Below are 6806 nucleotides of genomic sequence, written 5' to 3'. Positions count from 1 at the left end.
AGGGCGCGGATCTTGCCCACCAGTTCCGACTTGAAATCCACGCCGCCCGCCAGATCGCGGGTCGAGGTGGGCTTGGGGATGTAGTCGGCGGCGCCCATCTGCATGGCGCGCAAGGAGACGTCGGCCCCCTTCAGCGTCAGGGTGGATTGCATGATGATCTTGAGGCCGGGGTCGATCTGCAGCAGCTTGGGCAAAGCCGTCAGACCGTCCATGACCGGCATCTCGATATCGAGGATGACGACGTCGATCTCGTTGCGCTCCAGCGCGGCGAGCGCCATCTGGCCATTGCCGACCGAGGCGACCACCTGGATGCCGGCTTCGCCTTCCAGGATGCGGGTGACGAGACCGCGGACCACTGCGGAATCATCGACCAGCATGACCCGGATGGAGTCGGCGGCCGGAGAAGGAGAATCGATGGCCATGGGTAAAATCACCGAACCAGGGGCTACAGCAATCCGACCTGCGAGAACTTCGCCTGAAGGATTTCGCTGTCGAAGGGCTTCATGATGTATTCGTTGGCGCCCGCCGTGATGGCTTCCTGGATGTGCTCGATATCATTCTCGGTGGTGCAGAACACCACCACCGGATGATCGCCGCCGGGCAACTGGCGGAGCGCACGCAGAAAGTCGATGCCGTTCATCACCGGCATGTTCCAGTCGAGCAGCACCGCATCCGGCATGGAGCGCTTGCAGGCCTCGAGCGCCGCGGAGCCGTCCTCGGCCTCCTCGGTCTTGAAGCTCAGCTCATGCAGGATCTTCTTGGCCACCATGCGGATGACCTTGGAATCGTCAACGATCAGACAGGACTTCATGCCCAAGCTTGCCTCCGGTGGTGGGGCGGTCTTGTTCCCCTCGGTGGGACTGACACCCCTTCGTGGTCCCTTACCCCATGCCTATACTATTCGTTCCGCGTGAAATCCAGCAGCTTGCCCACGTCGAGCACCACCAGCAGCTTATCCTCCAGGCGATAGATGCCGATGGAGAACTCGCGCCAGTGGGGGTCCAGCGTCGGGGGGTTGCGCTCGAACTTGGCGGCGGGCAGCGACAGAACCTCGCCGACCTGATCGACCATCAGGGAATAGAGCTCGCCGCCCATGTCGACGACCACGCTCATGCCCTTCTTGTCCTCGGCCCGCTTCTTGAGGCCGAGGCGGAGCCGCACGTCGATGGCGGTGACGATGCGGCCGCGCAGGTTCAAGGACCCGGCCACCTCGCGGGGCGCCAGGGGGATGCGGGTGATCTTCTGTGGCCCCAGCACGTCCTGGACGGTCAGCACGGGTATCCCGAACAGTTGGCCCTCGATGAACATGGTCACGAAGTCCTGGGTCTCGGGAGCGGCCAGCTCCGTTCCAGGGCGCTTACCGGCGGGGACTAGCTGATTCATGCGGCACCTTTGGAGGCAGCGATGGTCGTCGCCAGGGTCTGCAGCAACGCGTCGCGGTCGAACTTGGCGATGTAGTCGTTGAAGCCGACCATGCGGCCGCGCTCGAAGTCCTTTTCCGTGGCGTGCGACGACAGGGCCACCATGGGGATGGTGCCCCAACGGCCGTCGGCACGCACCGCCTGGGCGAACTCGAAGCCGCTCATGCCCGGCATCTCGATGTCGCTGATGATGGCGTCGAACTCGTCACCGCGCTCACGCAGCGCCAGGGCCTTGTCGGCGCCTTCCACCGAGATCACCTCGTAGCCGGCCACCGACAGCAAGGGCGTCAGCAGGTTGCGGAAGAACGGCGAGTCGTCGACCAGCAGGACACGCGGCGCATGGAAGTCGGCATTGCCGAATTCCTTGTCGTTGCGGCCGAACCAGTCGCCGAACGCCTGCGGCAGGTAGTAGCCGGCGTCGATGATGGTGGTGGCCTTGCCGGCGATCACCGCGGTGCCGATGACGCCGGGATTGTCGGCCGACAGCTCGACCTTCAGGCGGTCCTCGACGATGTCGACGATCTCGTCCACCACCAGGCCCATGGTGTGTTCCTTGTCCGAGAACACCAGCACCGGCTGGCGGCCCTCGTCGCGGAGGTTCAGGATGCCGTCGATGGCGATCAGCGGCATGAGGTGGCCGCGGTACTGGACCATGGGCTTGCCGTGGCTGTGCTCGATCTCCCCGACCTCGATCTCCTCGAGGCGGGCGACCAGGGCCAGCGGCACCGCCTTGAGGTCGTCGCCGCCGGCGCGGAACACCAGCAGCGAGGTCTTGAGGTCGGCGTGGCTCTCGCGCACGGTCTGGGCCTCGGCGTCGCGGGTGCCGGCGCCCATCATGCCGGATTCGCCGGTGGCGCCGGCGATGCCGTTGGGGTCGAGGATCATGATCACCGAACCGTCGCCCAGGATGGTGTTGCCCGAGAACATGGAGATGTGGCGCAGGATCGGCGCCACCGGCTTGACCACGATTTCCTCGGTGTCGAACACCCGGTCGACAATGATGCCGAAGGTGTAGGTGCCCACCTGGGTGACGACGATGAAGGTCTCCTGCTGTTCTTCCTCGCTCTCGGCCAGCTTGAGCAGGCGCTTGAGCGAGACCAGGGGCAGCAGGCGATCGCGCAGGCGCAGGACCGGCGCGTTGTTGATCATCTCGATGCCGTGCTCGGAATTGGCGGTGACGCGCACCAGTTCCAGCACGCTGATCTGCGGGATGGCGAAGCGCTCGACGGCGCATTCGACGATCAGCGCCGAGACGATGGCCAGCGTCAGCGGGATCTTGATGACGAAGGAGGATCCCTTGCCGGGCTGGCTCTTCAGCTCGACGGTGCCGCCGATCTTCTCGATGTTGGTGCGCACCACGTCCATGCCGACACCGCGGCCCGACACGCTGGTGACCTTCTCGGCGGTGGAGAAGCCGGCCTTGAAGATGAACTGGTAGATCTGCTGCGGCGTCAGGGCGTCGAGCTCGGACTCGGAGGCCAGGCCGTTCTGGATGGCCTTCTGCTTGATGCGATCCAGGTTGAGGCCGCGGCCGTCATCGGAAATCTCGATGATGATGTGGCCGCCCTCGTGGAAGGCGTTGAGGACGATCTTGCCGATTTCCGGCTTGCCGACCTTCTTGCGTTCCTCGGTGCCCTCCAGGCCGTGGTCGGCGGAGTTGCGCACCATGTGGGTCAGCGGGTCCTTGATCAGCTCCAGCACTTGGCGGTCCAACTCGGTCTCGGCACCGAGCATCTGGAGGTCGATCTTCTTGTTCATTTCCAGCGCGAGGTCGCGGACGATGCGCGGCAGCTTGGCCCAGGCGTTGCCGATGGGCTGCATGCGGGTCTTCATCACACCTTCCTGGAGGTCGGTGGTGATGTGGGACAGGCGCTGCAGCGGCGTGGCGAACTCGCTGTCGTCCTTGCCGCGCACCATCTGGAGCAGCTGGTTGCGGGTCAGCACCAGCTCGGACACCAGGGTCATCAGGTTTTCCAGCAGCTCCACGTTGACGCGGATGGTCTGGGCGGCGACGGCGGATTCCTTGGCCTCGCCCGCCGGGACCGGCGGGGCGGCGACGGCGGAGGGCTGGGGCGCGGTGGCGGGAACGCTGGCCTTGACCGGCTCGGGCTCGGGTTCCGGCTCCGGCTCGGGTTCCGGCGCGGGCGGCGGCGGGGCCGAGGCGGTGGCCACGGATTCGAAGGTCGGCATGGGCGGCGCGGGCGGCGGCGGCGCGGCGGGCGCGCCGACGGCGCGGCCCTCGGCCATGGCGTTCAGGTGCTCGATCAGGTCTTCGTCGCTGCCCTCGGGCTCACACTCGTTCTGCTCCAGGTGGCCCAGGATCAGCTTGATGCGGTCGATGGACTGCAGGATCAGGGTCACGGCGGTGGGAGTGACCTCCAGTTCGCCGTCACGGAACTTGCCCAGCACGTTCTCGCCGGCATGGGCCACATGCTCCAGGCGCGGCAGCCCAAGGAAGCCGCAGGTGCCCTTGATGGTGTGGACCAGACGGAAGATGTTGCCCAGAATCTGCGGGTCGTTGGGGTTTTGCTCCAGATTCACCAGGGCAACGTCAAGAACGGAAAGACTTTCCGATGTCTCAGTCAGAAATTCACTGAGGAGATCATCCATGATCGACTCCACTACGGTCCTGTTTCAGCGGCCGCGCGCGGCACCAAAACTACCTCTCCCCCCATCCGAACCGGACAGGCCATGCTGACTAATAGCACGCCGAGGAAGTCTTTAGAAGAACCCAGAGTCGGGTAAATCCGCCTGCGTAACGATTTTTCCCACAATGGCGGTCAGGCCATGATCGAAATCTCCTCCGCCCTGGGATCAAGCCTGATTTTCAAGCCCTTGGCACGGGCGAGATGCAGGGCGAACCAGGCCTGGGCGCCGCGTGGTCCCGACGGCGGAGCGCCGTCGATCAGCACCAGCCGCGCCTCGGCGCTGAGGCCCATACTTTCGCCAGTGGCGGCGATCCGCAATCCGGCGTCGCCATCGCCCATCGGCGGTCCGCAGCGGGCGGCGATCCGGCCGCCGCGCGGCAGGGCGTCGCGGGCGATCAGCACCAGATTGAGCAGCAACCGCGCCGTCTCGCCGTCGATGTCGGGGCGCTCGCTGGACCAGTCCAGCGCCACGCCCCCGGTCGCCGCGCCGCTTAAGTAAGCGCGGATCAGGTCGCCCAGGGATTTGGGCGGGTGGGGCATGTCGTTGGCCGGGCCGAGGGCGGCGCGCAGGAATTTCAGCCGCGCCGTGGCGGCCCCCATGCTGGCCGAGATCAGTCCGAGGGTTTCCGGATCGCTGCCGTCTTCCAGCAATTCCAGTCCGGCGGCGGCGGCCCCCAGCGGACTGGCCAGGTCATGGCACAGGCGGGCGCACAGAAGTTCTGACAGCTTGGTGTCGAGGATGTCGCTCATGGGGAAAGGAGTACCAGGATTTCGCCTCCAGGGCATAATCATACTGCCGGCTTGGCCAATGGGTCATAGACGGAGGATGCTCACCGCTTCCAGGTGAGCCGACCACGGAAACTGGTCGATGGGGACGATCCGCTCGATGCGCCAGCCGCCATCGCACAGGGTGCGCAGGTCGCGGGCCAGGGTGGCGGGGTTGCACGACACCATGGCGATGGTGGCCGGCCCTCCCGCGCCGCGGCGGGCCAGTTCGGCAACCTGGGCGGCGGCCCCGGCGCGGGGCGGGTCGAGCACCACGGCGCGGTAGGCCTTCAATTCATGGGCGGCCAGCGGCCGGCGGGCCAGGTCGCGCACCTCGGAGGACAGCGGCAATCCCTCGCGCCGGGCGGCGGCATCCAGGGCCGCCACCGGTCCCTGCTCGCCCTCCACCGCGTGGACCGGGCCGCGCAGGGCCAGCGGCAGGCTGAAGCTGCCGCAGCCGGCATAGAGGTCGGCCACCGGCACGTCCCTGGGAATGGCGGCCAGGATGGCCCCGACGATGGCCAGCTCGCCGCCGCGGGTCGGCTGCAGGAAGGCGCCGGGGGCGGGCTCCACCGCCATGCCGCCGAAATGGACCACGGCCGGGCGGCGCCGCGCGATGGGCTCGACGAATCCGCCCCCCGGGCCGGTGCCGGGCCGGCGCCAGTGCAGGCGGGCGAGGTCCAGGCTCTCGGCGGCGGCGGCCAGGGCTTCCCGCTCGAACAGGTCGAGGCGGGCGGGGGCTTCCACCAGCACGTCCAGCCCGCCTTCGGTCAGGGTGACGATCAACTCGCCGCCGCCCTCGACGGCGATGCCCGACAGCATGCGGCGCAGGCCGGGCAGGGCGGTGCCCAACGCCGGGTCGAGCAGCGGACAGCGCTCGATGTCGATGACGGTATGGCTGGCCCGCCCGTTGAAGCCCAGCAGGATGGCGCCCTTGGCGCGGGTGAAGGTGAAGTCGGCGCGGCGCCGCGAGGCGGGCGGCACCCGCACCAGCGGCTCCACATTCGCCTCGGCCAGGCCTTGCCGCGCCAGCTGGGTGACCAGCAGGTCGCGCTTCCACCCGGCATAAAGGGCGTCGTCCAGGTGCTGGGCCGAGCAGCCGCCGCAGCGGCCGTAATGGCCGCAGGGCGGGGCGGCGCGTCCCGGTCCCGGTTCCAGCACCTCGATCAGGGCGGCGGTCAGGCCGTCGCCGCGTTTGCCCTCGATGCGGGCCAGCACCCGGTCGCCGGCCACCGTGAAAGGGACGAACACCGTCTCGCCGTCCAGGCGGGCGATGCCGTCGCCGCGCGCTCCCACCTGATCGATGGCCAGTTCGACGGTGCGGGGCGCCGGCACGCTGCGATTGGGGCGCGGCGGCGCGCGGCGGGGTTTCCTCATGGAGCGGAGCGACCCAGATCGGCCAGGACGCGGGCGAAGATGTCGGTCACGCCCTTTTCCATGGCCCGGGCGGCGTCCTCGACCCGCTCGGAGGCGGCCGGCACGCGGGCCAGATAGGTCTGCTGCAACACGACGCGGCCGTCGCGGGCGCTGACCACCGCCAGTTCCAGGTCGATCACCACCTCGGCGCGTCCGGCGATCTGCTCGAAGCGGCGCACCTTGCCGCGCAGCACCCAGTCGGACAGCACCCGCAATTCCGGCGTCACCACCCGGTCGGCCGCTCCGGCGACGGCCAGGTAATGGGCGAGGCGGTCCTGCAGCAGCACTCCCGGCGGTTCGCTCCAGAAATCGTACTTGTAGTGGGCCAGGGCGCCACCTTCGGTCCGGGCGAAGGCCAGGGCCCGCTCGGCCACCACCCCATCGGCGGCCAGCCGGTTGACCTCCAGCACGCCCGGCAGGGGCGGCTTGGCGAAACGCTGGCCGGGCGCGCCCGGCTCGATGCGGTAGAACGAATCCGGCGGCGCCGCCGGCCCGGCGCAGGCGGCGAGGAGAAGGGCGAGGGCGACTGCTATTGTCTTGCGCATCATTGAGGCCT

General features: G+C 68.1%; 7 protein-coding genes. All 7 read right to left on the bottom strand.

Annotated elements, in window-relative coordinates:
* Window positions 1-422, bottom strand: a 422-nt coding sequence (locus H261_RS16865; RefSeq protein WP_008619881.1) for a response regulator, incomplete at its 3' end; no start/stop codon positions are given.
* Between the two features lie 23 nt (window positions 423-445).
* The gene (locus H261_RS16860) at window positions 446-811 is read right to left on the bottom strand and encodes a response regulator (protein WP_008619879.1); all 366 of its coding nucleotides are present in this window, start codon (window positions 809-811) and stop codon (window positions 446-448) included.
* A gap of 86 nt (window positions 812-897) precedes the next feature.
* Window positions 898-1383 (bottom strand): chemotaxis protein CheW, encoded by a 486-nt coding sequence (locus tag H261_RS16855; RefSeq protein WP_040476762.1) that lies wholly within the window; start codon window positions 1381-1383, stop codon window positions 898-900.
* Window positions 1380-4031, bottom strand: coding sequence for a hybrid sensor histidine kinase/response regulator (locus H261_RS16850; protein WP_008619875.1), 2652 nt, complete (start codon window positions 4029-4031; stop codon window positions 1380-1382). The genes H261_RS16855 and H261_RS16850 overlap by 4 nt, the downstream gene beginning before the upstream one ends.
* A gap of 170 nt (window positions 4032-4201) precedes the next feature.
* A complete protein-coding gene (locus H261_RS16845) occupies window positions 4202-4819 on the bottom strand; it encodes a histidine phosphotransferase family protein (protein ID WP_008619868.1) in 618 nt (205 codons plus the stop codon).
* 63 nt (window positions 4820-4882) lie between these two features.
* On the bottom strand, window positions 4883-6211 hold the full coding sequence (locus H261_RS16840) for a class I SAM-dependent RNA methyltransferase (protein ID WP_008619864.1): 1329 nt from the start codon (window positions 6209-6211) through the stop codon (window positions 4883-4885).
* Window positions 6208-6798, bottom strand: coding sequence for an ABC-type transport auxiliary lipoprotein family protein (locus H261_RS16835; RefSeq protein ID WP_008619863.1), 591 nt, complete (start codon window positions 6796-6798; stop codon window positions 6208-6210). The genes H261_RS16840 and H261_RS16835 overlap by 4 nt, the downstream gene beginning before the upstream one ends.
* Window positions 6799-6806: the final 8 nt, after the last annotated feature.

The organism is Paramagnetospirillum caucaseum (assembly GCF_000342045.1).
In the GTDB taxonomy this organism is placed as follows: Bacteria; Pseudomonadota; Alphaproteobacteria; order Rhodospirillales; family Magnetospirillaceae; genus Phaeospirillum; species Phaeospirillum caucaseum.
This window is presented reverse-complemented; position numbering and strand designations above follow the sequence as displayed.

What these genes read in the sequence shown, in the direction of transcription:
- H261_RS16860 (WP_008619879.1), bottom strand. Translation starts at nt 811, where the DNA reads ATGAAGTCCTGTCTGATCGTTGACGATTCCAAGGTCATCCGCATGGTG.
- H261_RS16855 (WP_040476762.1), bottom strand. Translation starts at nt 1,383, where the DNA reads ATGAATCAGCTAGTCCCCGCCGGTAAGCGCCCTGGAACGGAGCTGGCC.
- H261_RS16850 (WP_008619875.1), bottom strand. Translation starts at nt 4,031, where the DNA reads ATGGATGATCTCCTCAGTGAATTTCTGACTGAGACATCGGAAAGTCTT.
- H261_RS16845 (WP_008619868.1), bottom strand. Translation starts at nt 4,819, where the DNA reads ATGAGCGACATCCTCGACACCAAGCTGTCAGAACTTCTGTGCGCCCGC.
- H261_RS16840 (WP_008619864.1), bottom strand. Translation starts at nt 6,211, where the DNA reads ATGAGGAAACCCCGCCGCGCGCCGCCGCGCCCCAATCGCAGCGTGCCG.
- H261_RS16835 (WP_008619863.1), bottom strand. Translation starts at nt 6,798, where the DNA reads ATGATGCGCAAGACAATAGCAGTCGCCCTCGCCCTTCTCCTCGCCGCC.